At 59.2% G+C, this 26,449-nt stretch carries 29 protein-coding genes, 1 tRNA gene and 1 pseudogene; 17 read left to right on the top strand and 14 right to left on the bottom strand.

All coding sequences use genetic code 11. The features are described 5' to 3' along the window. Positions 1-734: 734 nt before the first annotated feature. The 4 genes from AAXE93_RS08540 to AAXE93_RS08525 all read right to left on the bottom strand — a co-directional run bounded on the left by AAXE93_RS08540 (position 735) and on the right by AAXE93_RS08525 (position 2,363). Positions 735-968, bottom strand: coding sequence for a hypothetical protein (locus AAXE93_RS08540; RefSeq protein ID WP_115132956.1), 234 nt, complete (start codon positions 966-968; stop codon positions 735-737). Positions 969-1,051: 83 nt separating this feature from the next. After that, the gene (locus AAXE93_RS08535; RefSeq protein WP_390129949.1) at positions 1,052-1,774 is read right to left on the bottom strand and encodes a GAF domain-containing protein; all 723 of its coding nucleotides are present in this window, start codon (positions 1,772-1,774) and stop codon (positions 1,052-1,054) included. 104 nt (positions 1,775-1,878) lie between these two features. Beyond that, positions 1,879-2,121: a gamma-glutamylcyclotransferase family protein gene (locus AAXE93_RS08530; protein ID WP_390130245.1), complete on the bottom strand. Its 243-nt coding sequence runs from the start codon at positions 2,119-2,121 to the stop codon at positions 1,879-1,881. Beyond that, on the bottom strand, positions 2,118-2,363 hold the full coding sequence (locus tag AAXE93_RS08525) for a NifU family protein (RefSeq protein WP_011128549.1): 246 nt from the start codon (positions 2,361-2,363) through the stop codon (positions 2,118-2,120). The genes AAXE93_RS08530 and AAXE93_RS08525 overlap by 4 nt, the downstream gene beginning before the upstream one ends. An 80-nt stretch (positions 2,364-2,443) precedes the next feature. On the opposite strand from AAXE93_RS08525, the gene AAXE93_RS08520 reads away from it, so the two are divergent. Then, complete coding sequence (locus tag AAXE93_RS08520) at positions 2,444-3,952, top strand: malate:quinone oxidoreductase (protein ID WP_390130243.1); 1,509 nt, start codon at positions 2,444-2,446, stop codon at positions 3,950-3,952. Between the two features lie 3 nt (positions 3,953-3,955). On the opposite strand, the gene AAXE93_RS08515 is transcribed toward AAXE93_RS08520, so the two are convergent. Further along, positions 3,956-4,276, bottom strand: a complete 321-nt coding sequence (locus tag AAXE93_RS08515; RefSeq protein WP_186542016.1) for a multidrug efflux SMR transporter — start codon at positions 4,274-4,276, stop codon at positions 3,956-3,958. A gap of 71 nt (positions 4,277-4,347) precedes the next feature. On the opposite strand from AAXE93_RS08515, the gene lepA reads away from it, so the two are divergent. The 3 genes from lepA to AAXE93_RS08500 are packed head-to-tail and all read left to right on the top strand — an operon-like array spanning position 4,348 to position 7,300. Beyond that, positions 4,348-6,168 carry a translation elongation factor 4 gene (gene lepA / locus AAXE93_RS08510; protein ID WP_186542017.1) on the top strand — a complete coding sequence of 607 codons (1,821 nt, stop codon included), beginning with the start codon at positions 4,348-4,350 and terminating at the stop codon, positions 6,166-6,168. A 24-nt stretch (positions 6,169-6,192) separates the two neighbouring features. Then, positions 6,193-7,065, top strand: a complete 873-nt coding sequence (locus AAXE93_RS08505) for an ABC transporter permease (protein ID WP_170950569.1) — start codon at positions 6,193-6,195, stop codon at positions 7,063-7,065. 19 nt (positions 7,066-7,084) lie between these two features. Continuing rightward, positions 7,085-7,300 carry a hypothetical protein gene (locus AAXE93_RS08500; RefSeq protein WP_390129945.1) on the top strand — a complete coding sequence of 72 codons (216 nt, stop codon included), beginning with the start codon at positions 7,085-7,087 and terminating at the stop codon, positions 7,298-7,300. 2 nt (positions 7,301-7,302) lie between these two features. Here AAXE93_RS08500 and AAXE93_RS08495 read toward each other — a convergent pair whose 3' ends face one another. Further along, positions 7,303-7,476: a hypothetical protein gene (locus tag AAXE93_RS08495; RefSeq protein WP_390129943.1), complete on the bottom strand. Its 174-nt coding sequence runs from the start codon at positions 7,474-7,476 to the stop codon at positions 7,303-7,305. A gap of 63 nt (positions 7,477-7,539) precedes the next feature. After that, positions 7,540-8,229 carry a tRNA (guanosine(18)-2'-O)-methyltransferase TrmH gene (gene trmH, locus AAXE93_RS08490; RefSeq protein ID WP_390129941.1) on the bottom strand — a complete coding sequence of 230 codons (690 nt, stop codon included), beginning with the start codon at positions 8,227-8,229 and terminating at the stop codon, positions 7,540-7,542. A gap of 83 nt (positions 8,230-8,312) precedes the next feature. Between trmH and AAXE93_RS08485 the strand changes: the two genes are divergently transcribed. Together AAXE93_RS08485 and AAXE93_RS08480 are read left to right on the top strand one after the other, a co-directional pair. Continuing rightward, positions 8,313-8,693 (top strand): MGMT family protein, encoded by a 381-nt coding sequence (locus tag AAXE93_RS08485; protein ID WP_390129939.1) that lies wholly within the window; start codon positions 8,313-8,315, stop codon positions 8,691-8,693. A 3-nt stretch (positions 8,694-8,696) separates the two neighbouring features. Further along, entirely contained in the window at positions 8,697-10,034 is a 1,338-nt protein-coding gene (locus AAXE93_RS08480) for a 16S rRNA (cytosine(967)-C(5))-methyltransferase (protein WP_390129937.1), read from the top strand. Between the two features lie 9 nt (positions 10,035-10,043). On the opposite strand, the gene AAXE93_RS08475 is transcribed toward AAXE93_RS08480, so the two are convergent. Genes AAXE93_RS08475 through AAXE93_RS08465 form a run of 3 tightly spaced genes read right to left on the bottom strand, consistent with a single transcriptional unit; the run spans position 10,044 to position 13,272 of the window. Beyond that, positions 10,044-12,095 carry a transglycosylase domain-containing protein gene (locus AAXE93_RS08475; protein WP_390129935.1) on the bottom strand — a complete coding sequence of 684 codons (2,052 nt, stop codon included), beginning with the start codon at positions 12,093-12,095 and terminating at the stop codon, positions 10,044-10,046. Continuing rightward, positions 12,092-13,045, bottom strand: coding sequence for a chlorophyll synthase ChlG (chlG, locus tag AAXE93_RS08470; RefSeq protein WP_115081950.1), 954 nt, complete (start codon positions 13,043-13,045; stop codon positions 12,092-12,094). The genes AAXE93_RS08475 and chlG overlap by 4 nt, the downstream gene beginning before the upstream one ends. Positions 13,046-13,056: 11 nt before the next feature. After that, positions 13,057-13,272: a DUF2862 domain-containing protein gene (locus AAXE93_RS08465; protein ID WP_114988478.1), complete on the bottom strand. Its 216-nt coding sequence runs from the start codon at positions 13,270-13,272 to the stop codon at positions 13,057-13,059. Between the two features lie 56 nt (positions 13,273-13,328). Here AAXE93_RS08465 and hisF point away from each other — a divergent pair, with 56 nt between their 5' ends. The 9 genes from hisF to AAXE93_RS08420 all read left to right on the top strand — a co-directional run bounded on the left by hisF (position 13,329) and on the right by AAXE93_RS08420 (position 20,904). Continuing rightward, the gene (gene hisF, locus AAXE93_RS08460) at positions 13,329-14,099 is read left to right on the top strand and encodes an imidazole glycerol phosphate synthase subunit HisF (protein WP_390129932.1); all 771 of its coding nucleotides are present in this window, start codon (positions 13,329-13,331) and stop codon (positions 14,097-14,099) included. After that, a complete protein-coding gene (ubiE, locus tag AAXE93_RS08455) occupies positions 14,096-14,797 on the top strand; it encodes a bifunctional demethylmenaquinone methyltransferase/2-methoxy-6-polyprenyl-1,4-benzoquinol methylase UbiE (protein WP_390129929.1) in 702 nt (233 codons plus the stop codon). The genes hisF and ubiE overlap by 4 nt, the downstream gene beginning before the upstream one ends. Positions 14,798-14,876: 79 nt before the next feature. After that, entirely contained in the window at positions 14,877-15,227 is a 351-nt protein-coding gene (locus AAXE93_RS08450; protein WP_114988475.1) for a hypothetical protein, read from the top strand. Between the two features lie 42 nt (positions 15,228-15,269). Continuing rightward, the gene (gene glyQ / locus AAXE93_RS08445) at positions 15,270-16,160 is read left to right on the top strand and encodes a glycine--tRNA ligase subunit alpha (protein WP_115008732.1); all 891 of its coding nucleotides are present in this window, start codon (positions 15,270-15,272) and stop codon (positions 16,158-16,160) included. Positions 16,161-16,166: 6 nt separating this feature from the next. Continuing rightward, positions 16,167-16,664, top strand: coding sequence for a DUF4131 domain-containing protein (locus tag AAXE93_RS08440; RefSeq protein WP_390130241.1), 498 nt, complete (start codon positions 16,167-16,169; stop codon positions 16,662-16,664). 8 nt (positions 16,665-16,672) lie between these two features. Continuing rightward, a tRNA-Ser gene (locus tag AAXE93_RS08435) sits at positions 16,673-16,759 on the top strand. A gap of 475 nt (positions 16,760-17,234) precedes the next feature. Next, positions 17,235-18,935 (top strand): Calx-beta domain-containing protein, encoded by a 1,701-nt coding sequence (locus AAXE93_RS08430; protein ID WP_390129926.1) that lies wholly within the window; start codon positions 17,235-17,237, stop codon positions 18,933-18,935. Between the two features lie 48 nt (positions 18,936-18,983). After that, the gene (locus AAXE93_RS08425; RefSeq protein ID WP_390129924.1) at positions 18,984-19,220 is read left to right on the top strand and encodes a helix-turn-helix transcriptional regulator; all 237 of its coding nucleotides are present in this window, start codon (positions 18,984-18,986) and stop codon (positions 19,218-19,220) included. A gap of 655 nt (positions 19,221-19,875) precedes the next feature. Further along, positions 19,876-20,904: a hypothetical protein gene (locus AAXE93_RS08420; RefSeq protein ID WP_390129922.1), complete on the top strand. Its 1,029-nt coding sequence runs from the start codon at positions 19,876-19,878 to the stop codon at positions 20,902-20,904. 331 nt (positions 20,905-21,235) lie between these two features. Here AAXE93_RS08420 and AAXE93_RS08415 read toward each other — a convergent pair whose 3' ends face one another. Then, the gene (locus tag AAXE93_RS08415) at positions 21,236-21,505 is read right to left on the bottom strand and encodes a hypothetical protein (RefSeq protein ID WP_186510609.1); all 270 of its coding nucleotides are present in this window, start codon (positions 21,503-21,505) and stop codon (positions 21,236-21,238) included. Positions 21,506-21,570: 65 nt separating this feature from the next. Between AAXE93_RS08415 and AAXE93_RS08410 the strand changes: the two are divergent. Together AAXE93_RS08410 and AAXE93_RS08405 are read left to right on the top strand one after the other, a co-directional pair. Next, positions 21,571-22,800, top strand: a pseudogene (locus AAXE93_RS08410) (glycosyltransferase). 31 nt (positions 22,801-22,831) lie between these two features. After that, positions 22,832-23,590 (top strand): sugar transferase, encoded by a 759-nt coding sequence (locus AAXE93_RS08405; RefSeq protein ID WP_390129920.1) that lies wholly within the window; start codon positions 22,832-22,834, stop codon positions 23,588-23,590. 7 nt (positions 23,591-23,597) lie between these two features. On the opposite strand, the gene cbiB is transcribed toward AAXE93_RS08405, so the two are convergent. From cbiB to AAXE93_RS08390, 3 genes are all read right to left on the bottom strand, one after another. Then, positions 23,598-24,617 carry an adenosylcobinamide-phosphate synthase CbiB gene (gene cbiB, locus AAXE93_RS08400; RefSeq protein WP_390129918.1) on the bottom strand — a complete coding sequence of 340 codons (1,020 nt, stop codon included), beginning with the start codon at positions 24,615-24,617 and terminating at the stop codon, positions 23,598-23,600. A gap of 119 nt (positions 24,618-24,736) precedes the next feature. Then, complete coding sequence (gene ilvC, locus AAXE93_RS08395; protein WP_114988451.1) at positions 24,737-25,732, bottom strand: ketol-acid reductoisomerase; 996 nt, start codon at positions 25,730-25,732, stop codon at positions 24,737-24,739. Positions 25,733-25,794: 62 nt separating this feature from the next. Beyond that, a complete protein-coding gene (locus tag AAXE93_RS08390) occupies positions 25,795-26,397 on the bottom strand; it encodes an ATP-dependent Clp protease proteolytic subunit (RefSeq protein WP_006851781.1) in 603 nt (200 codons plus the stop codon). Positions 26,398-26,449 lie beyond the last annotated feature (52 nt).

Here is a 26,449-nt window from a genome sequence, read left to right as displayed (position 1 = left end):
TCCGTGCCGTGATCATGAGTGTTGGCGAAGAGAAGAGCGCCAAGCTGAATGACAACAAGCTTTTCGAACATGACAGAAGAGCCAAAAGCAGCCTCTTTGTAACCCAGCGAACGTGTTCGTGCGGTTACGTTCCCTCTCGAATTATGTATTGCTTGTTACTTTTGTGTGTCATGGCTCAGGGTGTTGTCGGCTGACTGTGTCGACCAAATTCCGTGACTAAAGGTGTGACTAAAGCTTTCTTGTCTCCTCTTTGAGAACCATTGCGCTGCTTGCGATCTGAGCTTGTGCAAGGAGTAGTGCGTCCTAATTGAAGTAGGTCTTGTTCTGCAGGGCAGGGCAGAGGTCGCGCATGGTCACGGCAATGGCGTGAGCCAAAGGATCGGTGTCACCACGTTGGCAGTGGCTTCGACGCTCTTCAGGGTCTTCGCTTCTTGTTCAACGACTCAGACCCACCTTTTTCTGAACTGTTTTTCAGCGGTTCGTTCCATCTGCCAGCCCGACCAACGTCGCCATTCGATTTCTGCGGCCGTGAGGCATTGATCGGCGAGCGATTCCTTTTGGTTGTGCGTGGTGCCAAAGCGGATGGGGCAAGCAGGACCAGCGTTCACCTCGAGCTCCCGATCTGAATCAACCTTGTCGTGCAGGCTGAATGGTTGGTGGTTGTGTTTGCTACCGAACCAAATTGATCAGTATTTCAACTCAGCTTATCGTCCAATCTGTCGGTTTGGACGACATCAGCTGGCCTTGAGGTAGACCTTGCGGCCATTGGCATCCACCTTGTAGCGACCACCCCGTGGACCGATGTGAATTACATCGGTGCTTGATGTGTTGATCGGGGTTGGTGGCTCCAGAGATTCCGGCTCAACCTCTATGGGGGCTGGAATCTCAGGTGTTTGTGTTCTCAGGTGTGGTGCTGCCTTGAAGATATTCAGCCCGAGCTTGCGATACAGAAAATCTGCAATTCGCATGACGCATTACTGGAACTACCTTTTATTTTCCGGCGATGTCAAGTCTGTTATGGCGCTGATCCAAGCGCCCGGTTCCAATTGCCTTACCGCTGATTGTTCGACGACTCCGCTCGACTGCTTTGCACATCGGGAAAGTGCTCGTTCATGCATTCGGGACAGATGCCATGACTGAAATTCAGCGTGCTGTGCTGCATCAGGAATCGTTCGATCGGCTGCCAGAACCCTTCGCTGTCGCGGATCGATTTGCAGTAGCTGCAGGTGGTGATTAAGCCTTGGGCGTGATGCATCTGACAGAACTCATCCATCAGGGCCAGGGATCGGCGTCTGAGTTCCAACAGTGTGGTGGCCTGTTCCGCCAGGCCTTCCATCACCTTGTATTGCGAATTCGTGAGTGATTTGGGAATGCGATCAATCACGCAAAGCGTTCCAATGCGGTGGTTGATGTCGGTTTTCAGGGGGAAGCCCGCATAAAGCCGGATGTGGGGTTCTTCCTGAACGAGGGGGTTGTCGCGGAATTTCTCATCAAACAGCGCGTCCTCCACCACCAGAGGTTTGGAATCGAGGATCGTATGGGCACAGAAGGAGATATCCCGCTCGGTTTCGCTGGCCTGCAGGCCCACCTTCGATTTGAACCACTGACGTTTCTCGTCCACCAAGGAGATCAGGGCAATCGGAGATTGGCAGATCTCTGAGGCCATCCGGGTGATGTTGTCAAAGGCTTGTTCAGGCTTCGTTCCCAGAATTCGATATTCACTGAGTGATCTCAGCCTGGCTGCTTCGTTGATCGGTTTGGGTGCTGCCTGCATCGGCCCACCTCACTTGGTATGGCAATGGTCTAAGGCATCATTTTTTTATTTTCTGTAAATGTGCAGTGCGAAAAATTTAGCTTTGTGGATTTTACTTTCTTCGATTAATTAATTCTTGGGGCTGCTTCATAGAGCCACAAGCTGCGGCTATCCCTGAGGGTCACGCTGCTGCGTTGATACACCTCTCCTGAAATGGCCCCATTGCCTCGCTGCAGCATCGGGTAGCCCCGGTGCTGGATCTCGATGAAGTCGTCAACGATGCCGTCGCGGTCTCGTTTTGCGCACTTCAGCAAGTGATGGGCGCTGCCCTTGCTTTTGAGTGATCCGTAAACGAAGAGGCGCTTCAGAGCACCTGCACCACTTCACTCACTTCGGGGATCGACTCGCGCATCTTGCGTTCGATGCCCATCTTCAAGGTCATCGTGCTGCTAGGGCAGCTGCCGCAGGCTCCCTGCAGTCTCACCTTCACGATTGGTCCGTCCAGTTCCACCACTTCAACGTTGCCGCCGTCGGCCATCAGGAAGGGGCGCAGCTCATCCAGCACCTTCTCCACGTTCTCAAGCGTGAGGGCCATGGTTTCAGTGCTCATCGGGATGAACCAGACATCAAGGTCCCAAGGTTACGGAGTGGCCCCATAGGGTGACGAGAGCGGTTAACCCTCCAGCTCCGGTGCAGCACGACGGTTCGTTCAATCCAGAGGCCCGTTATGACGCCGTTCTGGTGGGCGCCGGAATCATGAGCGCCACTTTGGCGGCTCTGCTGCATGAACTCGACCCCCAGCTGCGGATTCTTCTGGTGGAGCGCCTGGAGGCGCCTGCCCTGGAGAGCAGCGCAGCGGTGAACAATGCCGGCACCGGCCATGCTGCCAACTGCGAGCTGAACTACACCCCGATGCAGGCGGATGGCACCGTCGCGACGGCCAAAGCGGTGGCCATCAATGCCTCGTTTGAACGCAGCCTGGAGTTCTGGAGCTCGCTGCAGGAGCGGGGCGATCTCGACACCAGCAGCTTCCTCCACCAGGCGGCTCACATCAGCGCCGTGTGGACGCCGGAGAACATCGCCTTTCTGCGTCAGCGCTTCAGCCAACTGAAAGACCTACCGGCCTTTGCGCGGATGCGCTGGAGCGAAGACCAGAGCGAGCTCACCGAATGGATGCCTTTGGTGATGGCAGGCCGCGATCTCAAGCAGCCGGTGGCGGCCACCCGGATTGACCGGGGTACGGACGTGGATTTCGGCACCCTCACCCGGGCCTATCTGATGCCGTTGCAGCAGAGCGGAGCGCTCAGCGTGGAGTACGGCACCCAGGTTCAAGACCTCAAACGCCTGCGTCGCAGCGACATGACTGAGGCCGACTGGCGCGTGGTGCTCAAGGGGCCCTCGGGCAAAAAAGAAGTGCGGGCTCCTTTTGTTTTCCTTGGTGCCGGGGGTGGTGCCCTGCCGCTGCTGCAACGCTCCGGGATCCCGGAGGCGGCTGATTTCGCGGGCTTCCCCGTGAGTGGCCTTTGGCTTGTCTGCGGTGATGCCCAGCTGGCTGACCGTCAGCGGGCCAAGGTCTACGGCAAGGCGGCGGTGGGAGCCCCACCGATGTCGGTGCCCCACCTCGACACCCGCTGGATCGATGGCAAGCGGTCGCTGCTGTTCGGCCCCTTTGCCGGCTTCAGCAGCAAGTTTCTCAAGCAGGGTTCCCTGTTGGACCTCCCTGCTTCCGTAAGGGCCACCAATTTGCTGCCGATGCTGCAGGTGGGGGCCACCAATTTCGAACTGGTGCAGTACCTGATTAATCAGCTTCGCCAGAGCCCAGCAGAGCGGCATGAGGCGCTGCAGCAGTTCATGCCCACCGCCCGCGCCGACGACTGGACCCTCTCGGTGGCGGGCCAACGGGTGCAGATCATCAAACGCAGCAAGCAGGGCGGACGGCTGCAGCTGGGAACCGAGGTGGTCGCTTCCGGTGATGGCTCCCTGGCGGCGCTGCTGGGGGCTTCCCCGGGAGCGAGCACAGCGGTGACGATCATGTTGGAGGTGCTTCAGCGCTGCTTCAAGCAACGGCTCGACAGCGACGCCTGGCAGCAACGCTTGCATGTGCTGTTGCCCAGCATCCATGAAGATCCGCAGCAGGATCCGCAGGTGCTGAACCGGATGCGGGAGCGCAGTGATGCCTTGCTGGGGCTCACCGCCTGAGCGTCATTCCCCGAGATTCACCAGCACCACCCCAGCGGTGATCAAAGCGATGCCGATCAATTGGGCGGGTTGCAGCATCTGGCTGTAGGCGAATCGCCCCACCAGCACGATCACCACTGTGCCGATGCCGCTCCAGAGGGCATAGGTGATCCCAAGGGGGATGCTCAGCACCACCTTGGAGAGCAGGGCCATCGCAAGGGCGTAGGCGCTGAACACCAGCAGCGTGGGCAGCGGTCGGGTCATGCCCTCCGACAAGCGCAGGCAGGAGGTGCCGATCACCTCAGCACTGATCGCCAGCAGCAGCAGGGTCCAGGGATTGCTCATGACCACTGGTGCCGCTCCTTAGGATTGTGGCAACGACGCTTACTGGACCCGAGACGGGATTCCGCCGCTGCATGACCGACGCCCCCGTCTCACGGATCCGCAACTTCTGCATCATTGCCCACATCGACCACGGCAAGTCGACCCTGGCCGACCGTTTGCTGCAGGACACGGGCACCGTGGCCAACCGGGACATGCAGGACCAGTTCCTGGACAACATGGATCTGGAGCGGGAGCGGGGAATCACGATCAAGCTCCAGGCCGCCCGGATGAACTACACCGCGGCCGATGGGGAGGAGTACGTCCTCAACCTGATCGATACCCCAGGCCACGTGGACTTCTCCTACGAGGTGAGCCGCAGCCTGCAGGCCTGTGAAGGGGCGCTGCTTGTGGTGGACGCCAGCCAGGGTGTGGAAGCCCAGACCCTGGCCAACGTGTATCTGGCGCTGGACAACGATCTCGAGATCATTCCGGTGCTCAACAAGATCGATCTTCCCGGTGCGGATCCGGATCGGATCAAGGAAGAAGTTGAGGCGATCATCGGACTCGATTGCGATAACGCCATCCCCTGCTCAGCCAAGACCGGCATGGGTGTGCCCGAGATCCTGCAGGCGGTGGTGGACCGTGTGCCCCCGCCGAAGGATGCGGTGGAGGAGCCCACCAAGGCCCTGATTTTCGACTCCTATTACGACCCCTACCGGGGCGTGATCGTCTACTTCCGGGTGATGAGTGGCCGGATCAACTGCAAAGACAAAGTGCTGTTGATGGCTAGCAAGAAGACCTATGAGCTCGATGAGATCGGGATCATGGCGCCGGATCAGAAGAAGGTGGATGAGCTCCACGCTGGTGAGGTGGGTTATCTCGCGGCGTCGATCAAGGCCGTGGCTGATGCACGCGTGGGCGACACGATCACCCTGGTGAACGCACCGGCGGATGAGCCTTTGCCCGGTTACACCGAGGCCAAGCCGATGGTGTTCTGCGGCCTCTTCCCCACCGAGGCTGATCAGTACCCGGATCTGCGCGATGCCCTCGACAAGCTGCAGCTTTCGGATGCGGCGTTGAAGTACGAGCCGGAAACCAGCAGCGCCATGGGCTTCGGCTTCCGCTGCGGCTTCCTTGGCCTGCTGCACATGGAGATCGTGCAGGAGCGGCTGGAGCGCGAGTACGACCTCGATCTGATCGTCACCGCTCCGTCGGTGATCTACAAGGTGAACATGATCGATGGCTCAGAGGTGATGGTGGACAACCCCGCCACGCTTCCGGATCCACAGAAGCGCGAGTCGATCGAAGAGCCCTATGTGCGCATGGAGATCTACGCGCCGAACGATTACAACGGCGCCTTGATGGGCCTCTGCCAGGAACGGCGCGGGGATTACATCGACATGAAATACATCACCACTGATCGGGTGACGTTGATCTATGAATTGCCGCTGGCGGAGGTGGTGACCGACTTCTTCGATCAGATGAAGACGCGTACCCAGGGCTATGCATCCATGGAATACAGCTTGATCGGCTACCGCAAGAACCAGTTGGTGCGGCTGGATGTGCTGATCAACGGCGAGCGGGCCGATGCTCTCACCACGATCGTCCACCAAGACAAGGCTTACAACGTGGGTAAGGCGTTGGTGGAGAAATTGAAGGAACTGATTCCTCGCCAGCAGTTCAAGATCCCTATTCAGGCGTCGATTGGTAGCCGGATCATTGCCTCTACCAGCATCAGTGCCATCCGTAAGGATGTGCTTGCCAAGTGCTATGGCGGCGACATTTCACGGAAGAAGAAACTGCTGAAGAAGCAGGCCAAGGGCAAGAAGCGGATGAAGGCGATGGGCAAGGTGGATGTGCCTCAGGAGGCCTTCATGGCGGTGCTGAAGCTCAATGATGGTGGGGGGAATTAACCCTCTTCCGCAGTTCGGGAGACAATGCATCTGCCTGAGGCCAACCTGCCTGTGACCCGCAGCCTCTCCACCCGCATGGCCCGCTGGGGCCTGGTGATTGTGGGGATCTATCTGCTGGTGGCCTTGATCACGCCGTTGTTGGTGAGTGCTGGCGTCCTTCCGGACGCCAATGCCGGCCTGGAGAACCCGATCTATTCCGCTCCCAGCTGGACCCATTGGTGCGGCACCGACCGGCTCGGCCGGGATGTGTGTGTGCGCACCATGGCCGGCAGTGGAGTGGCGCTTCAGGTGGTGTTGCTGGCGGTGGGTGTGGCCCTGCTGGTGGGTGTGCCCCTGGGCATGGTGAGTGGTTATTTCGGCGGCGCTGTCGATCGCCTGATGGTGCTGCTAATGGACACGCTCTACACGCTGCCGGTGTTGTTGCTTTCGGTGGTGTTGGCCTTTCTGCTGGGCAAGGGCATTCCCAATGCCGCCGCCGCCCTTTGTGTGGTGTACGTGCCGCAGTATTTCCGCGTGGTGCGCAATCAAACCGCCCAGGTGAAGAGCGAGCTCTTTGTGGAGGCGGCCCAGAGCCTCGGGGCGGGCCCGCTCTGGATCCTGCGGCGCTATCTGTTCCGCAACGTGATCACCTCCGTGCCGGTGCTGCTCACCCTCAATGCCGCCGATGCAGTGCTGGTGCTGGGCGGATTGGGATTTCTCGGCCTGGGTCTGCCGGAGACCGTGCCTGAATGGGGTGGTGATCTCAACCTGGCTCTTGCAGCAGTGCCCACAGGGGTGTGGTGGACCGCGCTGTTCCCTGGCTTGGCGATGTTTGTGCTGGTGCTGGGGCTGTCCTTCCTTGGGGAAGGCATTGAGGCCTGGGTGAGCGGCGCAGAAGCCCGACCCGCGTCAGACTGATGCCATCGGCACGGGTGTGATGGCCTGGTGGATCAGCTTGCTGTTGCTGAGCATGGCCGCGCTGCTCTGGAAAACAAGCTGCGACAGCACCGATGACGTGATCGCCTTGCTCGAGCGGATCCTGGCCACCACCTTGATGTTGGTGGTGGTGCTGGTCAGCCGCAATCTGCTGCTGGAAACGGCGGTGTTGATCGCCGCGGTTCAGTTGCCTGGAGTGCCGCGGCGACCGCGCTGATCTCAGGCTGGTTTCGGTGCCTTCACCTCACGGATCGAAATCCGGCAGGAGCTGGGGAAGATGGCGTGGGCCGCTTCCACGGCATGGCTGAGATCGTCGGACTGGAGCATTTCTTCGCCCCATTCGTTGCCGCAGTGGTAGGTGACCGCGTACTGGTGCAGCTGTTTGTCGTCCATTGCTGACAATCCGCTGCTTTGGTTATGGCCCAGGGTTCACGGAGATACAAGTCTTCCCTTGGATCAGCAGCGCAGCTTCACAGTTCGCGGCAACTCCTCCATCAGCTCTCCTTCCTCACTCAAGGCGGGGTAGGGCCGTTCCTGCTCCCGGCACCAGCGGGCTACCTCGGGGTAGGACCACTCAAACAGCAACTGCTGGTACTGCTCTGGCTTCAGACCTTCGCCCTGGGTTGGAGCGAGTCCGGCCACCTGGCGTTGGCGCAGCGCCTCAAACAGCAGGGTTGCGGTGGCGACCGAAACGTTCAGGGACTGAACCATGCCGCGCATCGGGATGAACAGCGCTTCATCCATCAGGTCCCGGGCCTGATCGGTCAGCCCCCATTTCTCGGCCCCGAGCACGAAGGCGGTGGGGCCGGTGAAGTCGCACTCCCGGTAGTCCTTGGCATCCACCCCGAGATGGGTTCCGTAGAGCCGGAACCCTTTCGCTTTGAGATGGCGGATGGCTGTTTCGGTGTCGGGATGGTCGTGCAGAGGCACCCATTTCTGGCTGCCCTGGGCCGTGCTGTTGAACGTGCGTGTTCGCCCGTCAAAACTCACCGCGTGGGCCTCCAGCGCGCCAACGGCATCACAGCTGCGCAGGATGGCGGAGAGGTTGTGCGGTTTCTCCACGTGTTCGAGCAGCACCGTGAGATCCGCCATGCGGTGGTTGAGCACGGATTTCAGCCGCTCAAACCGTCGCGGCAGCAGGGGCATGGGCGGTCAGTCGGGAGAGAGCAACAGGTGGGGTCCTTCCATGCTTTGGGGTCTGGAACGACAATCAAGAAGTCAGCGCTTCCGTGGCCATCCAGATCCCGCCCAAGGATCCCTCCGTTGAACCGTACGTCTCCGGCGGCACGTTTGATCAGCGTGTCTGGAGCCAGGTGGCCCGTATTCCCTACGCTCGGTTGGCGACCTACGGCCAGATCGCTGATTTGATCGGTGCCTTTGGTTGTGCGCGTCAGGTGGGTTGGGCCTTGCGGCGGCTCAAGCTCCCGTCCAGCGTTCCCTGGCACCGCGTGGTGAACGCTCAGGGCCGGATTTCGATGAGCCTCAGCCGTGAGGGCAGTGACTGGATCCAGCGGGATCTTCTGCTGGCTGAGGGCATTCCGGTGGATGAGGATGGACGCTTGCCGCTGCGTCAGTTCCTCTGGCACCCGGACGCCCATGCTGGGGACTGATGCGTGTCGCTTTTGTCTGATTCGGCTCCGATTGGACTGCTGCCGCGCCGTCTCGCCTGGGATGTGTTGCAGGCGGTTGCGGCTGGGGCCTATGCCGATGTGGCGCTGGAGCGGGTGCTGCGGGAGCGGGACCTCAAGCCTTCGGATCGGGGATTGGTGACCGAGCTGGCCTATGGCGCGATCCGCCAACGGCGCACCCTCGATGCCTGGTTGGATCGGTTGGGCAAGGTGCCGGCCGAGAAGCAACCGCCCAAGCTGCGCTGGCTGTTGCATGTGGGGCTCTATCAACTGCTGTTGATGGAGCGGATTCCAGATTCAGCAGCGGTGAACACCGCTGTGGAATTGGCCAAAACCAGCAAGGGATTGGCCCGGCTGGCCCCTGTGGTGAACGGGGTTCTTCGGGCGGCGCTGCGGACGCGTGAGGCCGGCGAAACTCTCCCATTGCCCAACGATTTGCCGGCTCAGCTCGCCCAGGCCCATTCCCTGCCGGATTGGTTCACCCAGTTGTTGATCGAATGGCGCGAGGCGGAGGGGGCCGCGGCGGTGGCCAGCGCCTGCAACCGTGTGCCGGACCTGGATTTGCGGGTGAACCGGTTGCGATCGAGCCCTTCGCAGGTGCAGAAGGATTTGGCTGCCGCTGGCATCAACAGCGAGCCCATCGTTGGTTGTCCCGACGGCCTGCGCATCTCAGGCCACAGCGGCGATCTGCGCCACTGGCCTGGTTATGCCGAGGGCCATTGGTGTGTGCAGGATTGTTCGGCGCAATCGATTGCACCTCTGCTCGATCCCCAGCCGGGAGATCGCATCTTGGATGCCTGTGCGGCTCCGGGGGGCAAAGCCACCCATGTGGCGGAGTTGGTGGGAGATCAGGCGGAGATCTGGGCTGTGGACCGTTCGGCCGGACGGCTGAAGCGCGTTGCAGCCAATGCCGCCCGGCTTGGCCTCGCCTCCATCAATGCCCTGGCTGCGGATGCTGCCAATCTTTTGGAGCAGCGCCCCCAATGGCGTGAATCCTTTCAGCGGATCCTGATCGATGCCCCCTGCTCAGGGCTGGGAACCCTGGCCCGTCACCCCGATGCCCGTTGGCGGGTGACGCCCCAATCCATTCGTGGTCTTTTGCCCCAACAACAAGCTCTCCTGGACGGGCTTGTGCCGTTATTGGCTCCCCAAGGCGTGTTGGTGTATGCCACCTGCACCATTCATCCCGATGAAAATCAGAAACAGATCCAGGCGTTGTTGAAGCGACATCCATCGCTCTGCCTGGAGCAGGAGAGCCAGCTCTGGCCGGATCAAGCCAGCGGAGGAGATGGCTTCTATTCGGCTGTGCTGAAGCGGGCTTAAGGCCTTGGATCAATCCCGGTTCCAGCGACGTCCCTGGCGATCAACGCTCCTGCCAGACCCCCTATCTCTCCAGAGATAGGGGGTCTGGCGAGGCGGAGGCGCCAAGGGCGTGAGATCGGGCAGGCCGGTCTGCCCCGTCGGTTGAGCTCCATCAGGATCGCCGCTGCCATTCCCCCTCTCCTGCTCTGGTTTGGTCTTCGGTGGCTTGGCGATCGTTTTCGGGTCAACAGCCAAACGCACTTTGCGTTTCAGCTTGGGTTTGTCGGGGAAGTTGCGGACGGGGATCTCGTCCTTGATCTGGAGCATGAACTGCTTCCAAGCCCATGCCGCCTCGCCGCTGGTGCTCTTGGTGGCGCGGTCGTCGTCGTATCCGAACCAGACGCTCGTTGTGAGCTGAGGAATCGAGCCGATGAACCAAAGATCACGGGTGTTCTCTGACGTTCCCGTTTTGCCTGCCACCTGGCGATCATCGAGTTTTGCGGCGATGCCGGTGCCGCCGGTCACCACCCGCTGCAGCATCCAGTTCATGGTGTCCGCCACATCACTATCAATCGCTCGCTTGCCTCGGTTGTCGCTCAGGCGTCGGCTCCAAAGCAGCTCATTCTTCGGTCCTCGGATTTCCTCAAAGGGGCTGGGTGAGAAGAACACGCCGCGGTTGGCCATGCCGGCATAGGCGGCGGTCATGTCGAGGATGGTTTGCTCGTAGGCCCCGATGGCCATGGGGTAGTACTTGCCGAGAGGCCGATCGGTGCCGATGTTGAAGTTGTTGGCAACCTCAATGACGGCATCAAATCCAACGATGTCCTGCAGTTGAACCGCCACCGTGTTCAGTGAGTTCTTCAGGGCATCGGCCAGGGAGATGTTGCCGTAGTACTTGTTGCCAAAGTTTTTTGGGCAGTAGCCGTTCCAGCACCGCTTGGCATCAAACACTTTGGTTTCGGGCTTCATTCCCCGATCAATGGCCGCGGCGTAGGGAAACAGCTTGAAGGTGGAGCCCGGAGAGCGCAGCGCCAGGATGGTGCGGTTGAACTGGCTCTTGGAGAAATCCTTGCCGCCCACCATTACCCGCACCAGTCCGTTGCCTGGATCGATCGAAACCATCGCGCCTTCCGTGTCGAAGGGGGCATTGGCTCGAATCACCTGCTGAGCCTTCTTCTGCCAGTCGAGATTCAGGCTGGTGCGTACCTTGACCCCGCCCACCTCCAGTTGCTCTGGCGTCAAGAATTTGGGCAGCTCCTGGGCAATCCAGGTGGTGAAGTAGGGCGCTGAACTGTTGAAGTACTTGGGTGTTGCTGGCTTCAGGCCGAGGGGGCTGTTGCGACCGCGCTCTGCCTCGCTGGCGGAGATGAATCCGGCCTGGGCCATGCGATCCAGAACGATCGAGCGCCGTTCCTTGGCCAGATCTGGGTTCACCAGGGGTGAATAAATCGATGGAGCTGGCGGCAGCCCAGCGATCATGGCTGCTTCAGGAACCGTGAGCTGCTCCGGGGTTTTGGAGTAGTAGATCCAGGCCGCATCGGCAACGCCATAGGCGCCGGACCCCAGGTAGACGTAATTGAGGTACTGCTCGAGGATCTGCTGCTTGCTTAGCTGGCGCTCCAGCTTCATGGCCAGAGCCGCTTCCTTGAGTTTGCGGGTGATGGTGCGGTCTTGGCTCAAAAAGACGGTCCGAGCCAGCTGCTGGGTGATGGTGCTTGCCCCTTCCCGAACCGCACCTTGGCGGACATTGGTAACGATGGCCCTGGCGATGCCCCAGCCATCAACACCGTCGTGCTGATAAAAGCGACGGTCCTCGGCCGCGATAAAGGCCTCAGCCACCGTTGGCGGCATCGCACCGGGTTTCACCTTCTCCCGCGTGGCTGGCCCCAGCTTCTGGATCACCTTGCCGTTGGTGGAGAGCAGGGTGATCGTTCCCGGCCGATTGAAGCTGGCTATCCCCCGGGCATCAGGCAGCTTGGCATCCACCAGTTCCGTCAGGGCGCGCAAGCTAAGAGCAGCGCCCACCCCCACTGCAGCTGCTGTGCCAGCGATCAGTGCCCAGTGCAGGCGGGAACGGTTCACATCACCTGGGTCAAGGGGCTATGGCCCACGGCTAGAGCGGTCACCAGCATGCCGAGCACCAGGAAGGGCTGGGCACTGGCCTGATATTTCACGTCAAAGGCCACGGGGTCTCTCAGCAGCCAGATGTCCTGGAAGGTGATCTGGGGAACGATCAAGAGAACCAGCAGAACCGCTGCAAAATGCTGGCCGATCCCGATCAAGACGGCAACCATCGCCAGCTGAAAAACATCGATCATCGCGGCGCTGATCCAACTGGCGCGTTTGATGCCGAACACCACTGGCAACGATTGAAGTCCGAGTTCACGGTCGCCCTCAACGCTCTTGAAGTCGTTGACGACAGCGATGCCGAGGCCCGCAAGGCTGTAGGCCAGGGTGAGCAGTGCAGTGCCCCAGGTCAGCTGCCCAAACAGGGCCTGGCCGGCCCACCAGGGCAGGGCGATGTAGCTGGCGCCGAGGGCGTAGTTCCCCAGCCAACCGTTCTGCTTCAGCTTCAGCGGAGGTGCTGAATAGATGTAGCTCACAAACGAGCCACCCAATGCCAGCAGAAACACCACAGGGGTGGTGTGGCCGGCCCAACGGTCGAGTCCGTAGGACACGCCCAAACCGGCGAGCAGCAGCACCCAGATCTGCAGCTTCACCTGGCCCAGTGGAATCGCTCCCGACGGGATTGGCCGATACGGCTCGTTAATCGCGTCGATCTCGCGGTCGTAGTAGTCGTTGATGGTTTGGGTGAAGCCCGCCAGCAGGGGGCCGCTCATCAACATGCAGGCGAAGGCGGCGAGCACGTGATCCACACGCCACTCGTAGTTGCCGCTGGCTGCGGCACCACAGACCACCCCCCAGATCAAGGGGATCCAGGTGACCGGTTTCATCAGCTGCAGCCGCAGCTTCCAGATGTTGGTGGTGCCTGAGGCACCTTTCATCCCAAGCAGCTGACGCGCGTCGCTCACGGAGTCAGTCCTCAGGCGGCGGCGATTTCGTCTTCGAAGAACCAGCTGGTGGAGCCATCGCTGAGCTCAACAACCACACCGATTCCTTTGCCGTCAACGGTGCGGAAATCCTTCACCGTGCCGTTGGCGTCCTTCTTGAGAAGGTCAACCATGGCCTGGGGAATGCGATCACGCACGCGGGTCACGCGAACCTTGGAGCCGATCGAAATGGCGTCAGCCTGGGACATGGCCTGCGAGGCTTGGAGAGTGGCGCAACCCTAACAGTCGCTTTTGCGCCGAATCGATGGTTGCTCTGCGTCTGATTCCTTGCCTGGATGTCGCCCGGGGACGGGTGGTGAAAGGTGTCAATTTCGTTGGCCTGCGCGATGCCGGCGATCCAGTGGAGCTGGCTTGCCGTTACAGCCGGGCAGGGGCGGATGAACTCGTTTTCCTTGACATCGCAGCCAGCCATGAGGGGCGCGGCACCCTGATCGACATGGTGCGTCGCACATCTGAATCGGTCACGATCCCTTTCACGGTTGGCGGTGGCATCAGCACCGTTGAGGGAATCACCGAGTTGTTGCGGGCCGGTGCCGACAAGGTGAGTCTCAACTCCTCGGCGGTGCGGCGGCCTGAGCTGGTGCGAGAGGGGGCCGATCAGTTCGGCTGCCAGTGCATCGTCGTGGCCATTGATGCTCGTCGTCGCGATGCCGGCGGCTGGGATGTGTACGTGAAGGGAGGCCGCGAGAACACGGGCCTCGATGTTGTGGAGTGGGCCCAGCGGGTGGCAGGCCTCGGGGCTGGAGAGATCCTCCTCACCTCCATGGATGGTGATGGCACCCAGGCTGGTTATGACCTCGCCCTGACCAGGGCCGTGGCCGATGCGGTCCCCATCCCGGTGATCGCCTCCGGTGGTGCGGGTTGCCTGGATCACATCGCTGAGGCGTTGGACGTGGGCTCCGAGGGAGGCCATGCTTCCGCAGCCTTGCTGGCCTCGTTGCTGCACGACGGTGTTCTCACCGTGGAACAGATCAAGCAAGATCTGCTTTCCCGTGGCCTGACGATCCGTCCATGAAGCCTGGTGATCCCGCGGCGGTGGAACAGCTGTTTGACGCTGTCGCTCCTCGCTACGACCGCCTCAACGATGTGCTCAGTTTCGGGTTGCATCGCCAGTGGAAACGTCAGTTGGTGCGCGCCCTCAAGCCGGTGGCAGGCGAGCATTGGCTGGATCTGTGCTGCGGAACAGGGGACTTGGCCCTGGAGCTGGGGCGCTGTGTTCGCCCCGCTGGTGCTGTCACTGGTCTCGATGCCGCCGCTGCTCCGCTTGAGCGCGCCCGCCAGCGCCAGCGCCAGCAGCCCTGGTTGCCGGTGACCTTCCAGCAAGGGGATGCCCTCGACACCGGACTGCCCAGTGCCTGCGTGGATGGTGCGGTGATGGCCTACGGATTGCGCAATCTGGCTGACCCCCTGCAGGGGCTGAAGGAACTGTGCCGGCTGTTGAAGCCCGGCGGGCGTGCCGGGGTGCTGGACTTCAACCGTCTGCCCCAAAGCGGCGCGGCGGCTGCCTTTCAGCGTTTCTATCTGCGTCGCCTGGTGGTGCCCGCTGCCGCCTCTGTGGGCTTACGGGAGGAATACGCTTACCTGGAGAAAAGCCTGGAGCGCTTTCCTGCGGGGCCTGAACAGGAGCGGCTGGCACGGCAGGCGGGATTTGCCGAAGCGAACCACCGCTCGCTCGCGGCAGGACAGATGGGCCTGTTGATCATTAGGGCATAAATCTTGACCTGCGTCGCTTGCGACACACCCCGCTGCTGACGTAGGAAAGCTGAAGAGAACGTTAAGGGGAGGTTCCGGTTTGGCGTTTCCGCTGCCGAAGCTGCTGCCCCGCATTGAAGAGCTGCTTCAGGAAGTGCAGTGGCTGGATGGCCTGATCCTGATCACCGACTCCGACCGCGCCTGTTTCGTCTCCTTCTCGCAGGTGGATCCACTGTTGCGTCGCCTGCGCCAGCGCCCCAAGGGACCGGAGGTGGCTGAAAAGCTCTGCATGTCCTTGCTGGATTGCCATGGCAAGGGGGGTGCAAAGCCCGTCCTGGTGTTTCAGGGGGATGGCAGTTTCTGGCTCGGAATGATTGGTCCCAGCGGCAACAATCCGCATCGCCATCACGCCATCGCGCACCTGCACCGTTGCCTGGCTTTGGAGGGCTGACCGGCCACTGGGCAGAATCGGAACCCAGGACGCCCCGGCCCAGTGCATTTCCAAGACATCATCAGCACGCTCAACCGGTTTTGGGCAGATCAGGGATGTCTGTTGCTGCAGCCCTACGACACCGAGAAGGGTGCCGGCACCATGAGCCCCCACACGGTGCTCCGAGCCATTGGCCCTGAGCCCTGGGCCGTGGCCTATCCCGAACCCTGCCGTCGCCCCACCGATGGCCGTTATGGCGACAACCCCAACCGGGCACAGCACTATTTCCAGTACCAGGTGCTGATCAAGCCATCCCCAGATGGTATCCAGGAGACCTATTTGGCGTCATTGGAGGCGTTGGGCATTAAGGCCGCTGACCACGACATCCGTTTCGTCGAAGACAACTGGGAGTCCCCAACCCTCGGCGCCTGGGGTGTGGGCTGGGAAGTGTGGCTCGACGGCATGGAGGTGACCCAGTTCACCTATTTCCAGCAATGCGGCGGCATCGATTGCAAGCCCGTTTCGATTGAGATCACCTACGGGCTTGAGCGGCTGGCGATGTATCTCCAAGACGTGGAAAGCATCTGGGACCTCAGCTGGAACAGCGAGCGCAGTTATGGCGAGATCTGGCTGCCGTTTGAAAAGGGGCAGTGCCACTTCAACTTTGAGGCCTCCAACCCCGAGCGGCTCAAGCAGTTGTTCGCCATCTATGAAGCGGAAGCGGCAGATCTGATCGAGAAGCAGCTGCCGGCACCGGCCTTGGATTTCGTTCTGAAGTGCAGCCACACCTTCAACCTGCTGGAGGCCCGTGGCGTGATTTCCGTGACGGAGCGCACCGCCACCATCGGTCGGATCCGCAACCTGGCCCGCAAGGTGGCCGAGGCCTGGCTGGCGGAACGGGAGGCCCTTGGTTTCCCGCTCTTGAAAGGGGGAACTCTCGAGACAGCGGCCTGATGGTTTCTGCGTCGACGTCGTTCTGCTGATGCCATTGCCCTCTGTCTCCTGGCGCTCTTTGTGCTTCGAGGGGTGTTGTGGGGGGCGCCGACGCCAAGCCGAGCCGATCCATCTCGCCTGATCCAGACGCCACCGGCGACCGTGGCGATCAGCGGGCGCTTGCTTGCCGATGTGCGCCGTTTTCCCTCGGGGTGTTCCGGTCTGTTGGAGGTGAATCGGGTCGAGGCTCGCGGGGGTGAGGGACGAACCGAGCTGCAGTTGCCTGAGTGCCCTGCACCCCTGCTGCAGGGCTGGCGTGTCCAGGCCACGGGGGTGCTGAGGCGTCCGCTGCCAGCGGTACACCCGCTGTTGCCGGGATCGGCAGAACGTCTGGCCCGCCAAGGCAGTTGGAGTCAGCTGCGGGTCGAGAGCATCGAAGTGCTGCAGCGTCCATGGACGCCGTTGGCTTCTGAAGCATGGAGCAGGTGCCCGGTTCGTCGGCCTTTAAACTGCGGGTGCGCCTGAGGGCGTGTGGAGAGGTGGCAGAGTCCGGTTGATCGCGCACGACTCGAAATCGTGTAGGGGTAACACCCTCGTGGGTTCGAATCCCACCCTCTCCGTATTTCTGAGAATCGTTCTCAGTAGCTTCATCCCCTGAAGTTGACTGTGCTGCAGTCGGTTTCGGGGGATTAGCTTTTGGGGACGTCTCCCAATCAAGCCAATGCGGTTCGATCTTGCACTGATCTGCGCAGGAGCCCTCTCGCTCTTGGTTTTTCCTGCTCAGGCGAACCAGATGTTCCGAGCAGGAGGAAGTAGTGGAACCTCCTGTCCTTCTGGCTCTCAATACCGCGGCAGTGGCTTCTGCAGAGCCACAAAAGCGAACTACCAGTTCTTCCGTGCTGGAGGCAGCAGTGGGACGTCCTGCCCCAGTGGATCTCAATACAAGGGCAATGGCTTTTGCCTAGCGCGCTGAGCAGGGCTGAGATCCCTCCCCTGTCATTAGGTCAAGGGAGGAAGGAGCGGCAACTTACTCCTTGGCGACTTCTATGCGTCTGAAGTATTGATGGATTAAGCGCGCTGTCCCTCAAGTTTTCCATGGGCTCCATTCGAGGCAGCAGTTTCTACAAGATCGTCTCTAGCACTAGCTGGCAAGAGGCAGAAAGTATTGCAATTTCTTTAGGCGGAAATCTGGCGGCAATTAATGATGAAAATGAAAATATTTTTATTCTGAATCAATTCTCTTCTGCCACTCTGGATTCAAGCAGAGGCGGGTTATGGATCGGCTTGAGTGCCGACCTAGACGGGAACTTCTCCTGGTCAAACGGAGATAAATATGTTTATAACAATTTTGCTGCCGGGCAGGGCTTAATAACTGACTACCGCCCATACATAGGAAATCAATCTGCAGTCGATGGACAATATGTCCATATGCTTGGAAACTATTCAGATCAAGTGGGTTTCACTGGAGAATCTCCAGGGGAATGGAATGATGTACCGAACGATCCAACAAATGATATAACCTGGGGCGCCCAATACGAGATCAACAAAGGCATTGCGGAGGTTCCCCTTTCCTATTTTTCAGTTTCCGACCTAGAAGTTAACGAGGGAGATAGCGGCTCAATCACGATATCAAGAACTGGAGGCACTTTATCTGCACAATCATTGACAGTTACAAGCTCTAATGGCACCGCGTCAAATTCTGATTACTCTGCAGTCAACACGACAATAAGCTTTGCCTCAGGCGAAACCTCTAAAACAATTACTTTCAACTCAACAGAAGATACATCAACAGAAAACGACGAAACAGTCACGATCACTATAGAAGCATCCAGTACTGACGATGTCCCTGCTCAGATAACTCAGGGCACATCGACAATAACAATTTTAGGCGATGATCCTGCTGCAACTAGCAGCTCATCATCCTCCACAAGTGATAGCAGCGACTCATCCTCAAGCAGCACTTCATCTTCGTCCACTTCATCCACAACTACATCTACAACCACAACTACATCTTCATCTACAACCACAACTACAACTACATCTTCATCTGAAAGCACGAGTTCATCCACAAGCGACAGCGAATCAAGCAGTGATACGACAAGTGATTATTTGCGTACTGACTATGTCACTGCAGATACATGGGAAGCAGAAGTAAGAATAAATCGCGACTTATCAGGGAGCAGTGATCAAGAAGTTATACAAGCCAAGCAGGTCCAGAAGAATGAATATGATTCCGGCTTTGTAGGATCAATAGTTAGAGGAACAATTGACGACGACACAATTCGCGGGCTCGCAGGTTTTGATCAGCTATTCGGCAAAGCCGGAGATGACCTGATTCATGGTGGAAACGGTCGCGACATCATCGATGGCGGCAGTGGCTCAGATGAGCTGCACGGTGACTTCGGTTGGAACACCTTTTTGGATCAGCAAGATGGCTCAAAGGATCTAATTGCTATTAAGTCCGACCAGCATCTCAGCAACTTCTGGTACGGCAAGGCAGGCAATAGCCCCAATGGTGAAAAGGCTGACTTCATTGAAGGCTTAGATGCCACTGATGAGATCAAGATCATTGGGGTCTTTACTCCTGATATTTCAGTAGTCGACAACGTCACAGCGCGCGGCGTCACCGGCATCGGCATCTATGCCAAAGGCACCCTTGAGGCGGTTTATACCGGAGGCAACCTGAGCACCAGTCAGATCCAAAACATGACGACTGGAGATGGCTCGACTACAGCCATGAACAATCAGATGTGGAGCTACTGGGGCGACAACACGGTTCCTTCTCTGCAGGCGTAAGAAAGAGCAGGGCTAAGAACAGCTACTCAACCCTGGCTGCTAAGAGAGATGAGCTCTGTCATCAGGGCTCTTCTTTCCTTCCCAATGCCCTCAGGCAATAGAACTCAACCCCGCTTCCTCCGCATCTCAGAGGTCCTTCAGATGACGGGGATGGGCAAGACCTTCATCTATGACCGCATGAGGGACGGAACCTTCCCTAAGCAGATCCAGTTGGTTTCCCGCACGGTCGTCTGGAACGAACAGGAGGTCACCAAATGGATGGCAGACCGCATGGCATCCAGATGACCCAGTTCAGAGTTGTTCGTAGGGGTTCGTGGACTTCTGCGAAACGGTCGTAGGGTAATTAGTAGGGTATTTCTCGACGATTTCGGTAAAAATAAGTCCGTGTTGGTTCGATGAGGTGCGTCAGAGCATGAAATCGACAAACACCCTCTCCGTATTTCGGAGAATCATTCTTAGTAGCTTCATCCCCCGAAATTGACTGTCCTGCAGTCGGTTTCAGGGGATTAGCTTTTTGGGACGTTGCCCAATTAAGCCAATGCGCTTCGGTGTTGCTTTGGTCTGCGCAGGACCCCTCTCGCTCTTGGCTTTTCCTGCTCAGGCGAACCAGACGTTCAGAGCAGGGGGAAGCAGTGGGACCTCCTGTCCTTCTGGCTCTCAATACCGCGGCACTGGCTTCTGTAGAGCCACTAAGCCGAACTACCAGTTCTTCCGGGCTGGCGGCAGCAGCGGGACGTCCTGCCCCAGCGGATCGCAGTACAAGGGCAATGGCTTCTGCCTAGCGCGCTGATTTCGCTAAAGCCGAAGGCAGAAAAAGGCTGAAGCTGAAATATGTAGCCCGTTACTGGATCAATTAACGAAGCCAGATATGCCTCGTACGCCTCGCGGAAATGGCTGTTTTATCTTTGGTGTATAATGTTTAAGAATTTCCAAGTTTTAAGTGGCGGATCGTCCTTTTTACGGGAAAGATTACTGGGCGAACCCGGGCGACAAAGAGCTCTCTGAGGATGGAGGTGTTGAGTCTTCGCCTCCTGAATCAGATGACGCTGAAGCATCAAATCGACCCTTTTATGGAGAAGATTACTGGGCGAAGCCCGAGGATAAGGAACTTTTTGAGGCAGGGAAATCAGGCGACACTGACCTAGAAGATAAATCTTCTAAAACAAGTCCCTCTTGGGAAACAATTCAGATCGATAGTGATTCAACAGCCAGAGACATTGTCAGCCAGTGGTTCTCTGACTCCACACCCATCAGTGCCTTATCCCAGGACGTCACTGACACCAAGCTGATGGACGTGGTTGAGAAGACCTGGAGCGACAAGGTCCAGATCAACCGCGTTGTTCAAGCCAAACAAGGTGGCGGCGAACTGATCCAGGGCAAGCAGATCAACAAAAGCGCCTGGGATGGAGTGCCCAAAGGCTCTGTGCTCAATGGCAGCACCGGCGGTGAAACCCTCAGGGGGCTTGCCGGTTGGGACGTCATCGATGGCGGTGATGGTGATGACCTGATCCACGGCGGCAACGGACGCGACATCATCACCGGTGGTGCTGGCTCTGATGAGCTGCACGGCGACTTCGGCTGGAACACCTACAAGGATCAGCGTGATGGCTCCACAGACCTGATCGCGATTAAGTCCGATCAACACCTCAACAACTGGTGGTACGGCACCTCAGGCAACAGCCCTAACGGTGAAAAAACTGATTTCATCGAGGGACTGGATGCTAAAGACCAAATCAAGATCATTGGTGTCTTCTCCCAAGACCTCTCCTTTAAAGAGAACGTCACCGCCAGAGGCGTCTCCGGCATTGGCATCTATGCCAAAGGCACCCTGGAAGCGGTTTACACCGGCGGGAACTTGAGCGTTGGGCAGATCACCCAGATGACCAGCGGTGATGGATCAACAGCAGCGATGAACAACCAGATGTGGAGCTACTGGGGTGACAACACGGTTCCTCCTCTGCAGGCTTAAGAAGAACAGGGCTACGAACAGCTACTCAGCCCTGGCTGTCAAGAGAGATGAGCTCTTTCATCAGGGCTCTTCTTTTCTCTCCCATGCCTTCAGGCAATAGAGCTCAACCCCGTTTCTTGCGACTTGTAGAGGTGCTTGAGATGACGGGCATGGGCAAGACCTTCATCCAAAAAATGGCGGATTGGGCTTCCACCCTCTCCGTTTTTGTTGATCGTCGAATAGGAGATTGTTTGATTAAGAGTTAATGAATCAAGGCCTCTAGTGGCTTATCGCTAGTGCTTGAGCTTCGAACTTATTAATTGGGTTTTTAGAGGGTATTTCTGAGCTGTTTTTATGAATGAAATAGCAGAACCAGCCCCTGCTCCACTTGATGAAATTCTCGTTCCTCTCGGCTGAGGTCGAGCCCCACATTGAGCCCTTCTTTGAGCGCGTCCTCAAAGGGCGGTGTTGATGGCGGAGCGCTGTCAATCCAAAGTGCCGCTATTCCCACCGCTGTGGCATGCCAACGGAATCGGCTCGTTGTGCCGATGTCCGGTTCGTTCAACGCCTCCTCCAGGAGGATGTTGATAGTGATGTTCGTGCTGGACATGTGCACCAGCATCGTGATCTTGGCCTGCTCCTGCAATGAGCTGAGAGACTTCGTAGCGTTCGCTTCAATCCAGAGGGATGGCCTCGGCTTCGGATCACCTCCCTCAGCGCATTGCTCTTGTTCATGAGTGGTTCTCGCCTCGTTCTGTCGGTGGAGCAGAACAGGTTGTTCAAGAGGTTGATTCCCTTCTGCGCAGCCTCGGCTGCGAGCCGCAGATGGCGGCCCTGATCGACGCCGAATCTCGATGACTGGGCAGTTGGGTGCACGGACGATCCGTCTTCACCAGCCCGATTCAGCGCCTGCCGTGGGGGCGCAGCCATGTGCAGCAGTATTTGCCCCTGCTGCCCTTTGCTATCGAGCAGATCGATCTTGGTGCTGCTGAGATGGTGATCAGCAGCAGCCACCTGGTTGCCAAGGGTGTGCTGACGTCTCCGGACCAGCTGCACATCAGTTATGTGCACACACCCGTGCGTTACGCCTGGGACCAGATGCACGCTTATCTGCAGCGTTCGGCGCTGGCTCGGCGTGGTCTGGGCCCTTTGATTCGCTGGCAGTTGCATGCTCTGCGGCAATGGGGCCAACTCAGTGCTCAGCGGGTGGACCACCTCATTGCCAACTCTCGTTTCACGGCGCGTCGAATTCGCAAGTACTGGGGGCGGGAGGCCCGCGTGATCCATCCCCCCGTGGAGGTGGAGCGCTTTCGCTGGAATGCCGATCGAGACGACGTCTACCTCTGTCTGTGTCGTTTGGTCCCGTACAAGCGGGTGGATCTTGTGGTGGAAGCCTTCAATCGCCTGGGCCTACCCCTGCTTGTGGTGGGGGATGGTCCGGAGAAGGCGCGATTGGAGGCTCTGGCTGGTCCCACGGTCACCTTGCTCGGCCGTCAGTCCCAGCAGCAGGTGGAAGAGCTCATGGCCCGTTGTCGGGCCTTTGTGTACGCCGGCCTGGAGGACTTCGGCATTGCTCCGGTGGAAGCAATGGCGTCCGGAGCTCCGGTGATTGGGTTGGGGCGGGGTGGTTTGTTGGACACGGTGCGTTGTGCGGCTGCAGGGATTCCTGAGCCCACTGGGGTGCTGTTCCCTGAACAAAGTGTCGAGTCGTTGGTGCAGGCCGTGGAGTGGTTTGAACAAGAACGCATTTGGCGTTCTCTGGATGCAGAAGCCATTCGTGCGTGGGCCGAGCGCTTCAGGCCGGAAGCCTTCGCGGCGCGCTTTGAATCGGTTCTGCGAACAGCCTGGAGTGCTCATCAGCGGGGCTGTGCCGTTGCAGCGAGTGACCCTGCGGAGATGCCAGTGCTGCACCTGTGACTTTGAGTGTGGTGAGTCCCAAGTTGAGCCTTTGACCTCGGCCTCCCGGCCATCGTCGATTCAGTCCGCAGAGCGTGCAGCTCGCCGTGGCAAGTACAAGCCTCACCTTGCGCTGATCTCAGCCCCGCCATCGGATCTTTCGACCGGCACGCTGATCCGCCATCAGAACCGTTGGGGCCGAGTCTTCAAGCGCAGCGGAGACATTGTTTTTTCTCTCGCCGTACTCAGCATCGGTTCTCCGTTGTTGCTGCTTCTGGCGGGATTGGTGAAGCTCAGTTCACCGGGGCCTGTGTTTTACGTTCAGCGTCGGGTGGGCCGGAACTACCAGCGTTTTGGATGTATCAAGTTCCGCACCATGCGGGCCGATGCGGATGCCGTTCTTGCGCGTGTTCTGGAGGCAGATTCCTCGCTGCGTGCTGAGTTCGAGCGTGACTTCAAATTGAAACGTGATCCCCGAATCACTCCCCTGGGTCGTTTCCTGCGCCGCTCGAGTCTTGATGAGCTGCCACAGTTCTTGAATGTTCTGCGTGGGGAGATGAGCGTGGTCGGTCCACGCCCAATCGTCGCGAAGGAACTGGTTCGTTATGGCCCTTACATGGACGAAGTTGCCTCAGTCCGCCCTGGGTTGACCGGCCTTTGGCAAGTGAGTGGCAGAAACAACTTGAGTTACAAGAAACGGGTCAAGCTTGATCTGGCCTATGCCCGTGGTCGTTCGTTCGGCCTGGACTTTGCCATCATCCTGCGCACATTTGGTGTGTTGCTCCTTCCGATGGATCGCGGTGCTTACTGACTTGTGTTCAGCGGCTCATGGTCCATTGGATGATCCCAAGACCACTGAGCCAGACGATCTCCAGTCGGCTTGATGCCTTCAGAACAGCTCTGACCGAAAGCTCGTTTGTCTTTGGTTGGCCGGCCCCAAGCACAGGTTTCTGCACCAAGCGTTCTCCATACCTGTTCTCGCCGCCAAGTTGGATCCCGATGCAGTGGGCATAGATCGCTTCTGAACGACCTGCATTGGGGGATGGATCCGCAGAGCCATCCCGCTCAGCCGCTTGCACCCGCTGCGCCCATTGCGTCCAGGGTGGGCAGACCAGGGGCAGCGTCAGCATGACCAGACGGCAGGGCAGCCAGGTGAGCAGATCATCGAGGCGAGCGCCAGCCGTCCCCAACCAGCGCAGCCGGCCGCTGCGGTACCCGAGCATGGAATCCAGTGTGCTGCTGGCCTTGAAGCCCCAGGCCAGCGCCAGCGGACCAGGGCCAGTGGGCAAGACCATCCACAGCAGGGAACCGATCCCCATCCAGAACAGTGGTGCGAACACGCCATCCACAGCATTTTCTGAGGCTGTTTCAGCTGCGGCCCTGAGCATTCCCGTTTGATCCAGGCTCTGAACGTCGCGTCCAACGATCCAGCTCAAGTTCCGGCGGGCTGGTTCGAGATCCCCCTCCGCTGCTGAGGGCAGTGCATCCACCACGGCGAGCACACTGTCCTTGAGGCTGCGAGCCGCCAGGGCGCTGGCGAGGCTCAGGGTCAGTATCGGAATGCTGAGCCATCCCCATGGGGAGGGAAGCCACAGCAGCCGCTCCAGACACCAGCCCGTCAGAACGCTGCCAAGCACAAGGATCAGGCTGATCAAGCCTCCCCCGATGCGCAGCTTGATCGGATGGTCCCCCGCCCATCTCTCGACCCAATGGCGCAACTGCTGAATGCTCCACCCCATCACCACCACGGGGTGGATCCACCGGCGCGGGTCACCGATCAGTCGATCAAGTATGGCTGCCCCGATCACCAGCAGGCCTCCCAACGCTTCTGAACTCATGGGAGGGGCGTGGCCAGAAACCAACAAAAATCCCCGCTCTGCACCGTTAGGGCAACAGAGCGGGGGGTGAGCTGAGTGATGGTGTCTGATGCCACCGGCTGTTCAGCGCTTGCGCTGGATCAGGCGTCCTTCAGCCAGCTGAACATCGAGCGCAGGCCTTTGCCCACTTTCTCGATCGGATGCTGGGAATCACGGTCGCGCACCTTCTTCATTTCCGGCTTGCCGGCTTCGCATTCGGCCACGAAGTTCCTGGCAAAGGTGCCGTCCTGGATGTCTGCCAGAACGCGCTTCATCTCGGCCTTGGTGTCGGCGGTGATCAGACGGGGGCCGCTGACGTAGTCGCCGTACTCCGCGGTGTTGGAGATCGAATCGCGCATGGAGGTCAGTCCTCCCTTCACCATCAGATCCACAATCAGTTTCACTTCGTGGAGGCACTCGAAGTAAGCCAATTCGGGCTGGTAGCCCGCTTCCACCAGGGTCTCGAAACCAGCCTTCACGAGTTCAGACAGACCGCCACACAGCACAGCCTGCTCACCGAACAGGTCGGTTTCGGTCTCTTCCTTGAAGTTGGTCTCCAGAATGCCGGCACGGGTGCCACCGATTCCCTTGGCATAGGCCATCGCCATGCCGCGGGCGTTGCCGGAGGCGTCCTGTTCGATGGCGAACAAGGCGGGCACGCCCTGGCCGTTCTGGTACTCCCAACGCACGGTGTGGCCAGGGCCCTTCGGGGCGATCATCACCACATCCACATCGGCGGGGGGCTTGATCAGCTCAAAACGGATGTTGAAGCCGTGGGCGAAGCTGAGCACCTTGCCTGCACTCAGGTGGGGTGCGATTTCCTTCTCGTAGACGTCCTTCTGGAATTCGTCGGGCAGAAGGACCATGATCCAGTCGGCCTTGGCTGAGGCATCGGCCACGCTCAGCACTTCAAGGCCGTCCGCCTTGGCCTTCTCGGCGGAGCGGCTGCCGTCATAGAGGCCCACCACCACGTTCACGCCTGAATCCTTCAGGTTCAGAGCGTGGGCATGACCCTGGGAGCCATAACCAATGATGGCCACGGTCTTGCCGTTCAGCAGACCGAGATCGGCGTCGGAGTCGTAAAAGAGCTGGGCCATCCGGGGCGGGCTTGCGGAACACTGCAGTGGACGAGCTTACGCAGCGGCCTGCCCCGTTCGGTTCAGGCCTCGTTCGGATGGGAGATGACGCGGTCGATTAGGCCGTATTCCTTGGCTTCTTCGGCGCTGAGGAAGTAGTCCCGGTCGGTGTCCTTCTCGATCTTTTCAAAGCTCTGGCCACTCATGTCGGCCAGGGAGCGGTTGAGCATCTCCTTCATCCGCAGGATCTCCCGTGCTTCGATCTCGATGTCACTGGCCTGGCGACGGCTGGTGCCGCCGAGGGGCTGGTGAATCATGATCCGGCTGTGGGGCAGGGCGACCCGCTTGCCTTTGGTGCCAGCGGCGAGAAGGAAGGCACCCATGGAGGCAGCAAGGCCAACGCAGATGGTCACCACTTCGCTCTTGACGTACTGGATCGTGTCGTAGATCGCCAGTCCAGCCGTGACGGAGCCGCCGGGGGAGTTGATGTACAGGTAGATCGGCTTGCTGCTGTCTTCCGAGTCCAGATAGAGCATCTGGGCCACCAGGCTGTTGGCGATGCCGTCATTGACCTCAGAGCCAAGGAAGAGGATCCTCTCCACCCCGAGACGGGTGTAGATATCGACCCAGCGCTCCATCTGGCTGCCGGGTAGGCGGTAGGGAACGCTGGGGGTACCGATCGGCATGGTTCAGAACGTTGATGAAGGAAGGGCAGGAGGGTTGGGTCTGATGCCGTCG

The organism is Synechococcus sp. HIMB2401 (genome assembly GCF_042883245.1).
In the GTDB taxonomy this organism is placed as follows: Bacteria; Cyanobacteriota; Cyanobacteriia; order PCC-6307; family Cyanobiaceae; genus Parasynechococcus.
Note: the sequence above shows the minus strand (reverse complement) of the source record. Positions and strands in the feature narration are given on the sequence as shown.